This window comes from uncultured Virgibacillus sp., from assembly GCF_947495635.1.
Taxonomy (GTDB): Bacteria; Bacillota; Bacilli; order Bacillales; family Amphibacillaceae; genus Virgibacillus; species Virgibacillus salarius.
The window spans coordinates 1-245 of record NZ_CANMAB010000252.1 but is presented as its reverse complement, the minus strand read 5'-3'; the positions used below and the strand labels follow the sequence as shown (position 1 = coordinate 245).

Annotated in this window: 1 rRNA gene; it reads left to right on the top strand. The window is 37.6% G+C overall.

The features are described 5' to 3' along the window. Positions 1–169 precede the first annotated feature (169 nt). Positions 170–245: ribosomal RNA gene (rrf, locus tag Q1A47_RS20745) — 5S ribosomal RNA — on the top strand; the annotation flags it as partial.

Sequence of the window (245 nt, the reverse complement as noted above, 5' to 3'; positions counted from 1 at the left end):
TCGATCGAGGACTTAACTAACTTCTTTTGGTTGTCGTTGAATGATCTCTTATTTAGTTTTTAGGGTACAAATGAATACATATTTTTTCAAAATAGTACTTGATTTTTCCTGAAAAACAATTATAATATTGGTTGTCACTGTTTTTTGACAACACTTGGCAGACATCATGTCTGGTAGCAATAGCGGAGAGGTCACACCTGTTCCCATGCCGAACACAGAAGTTAAGCTCTCCAGCGCCGATGGTA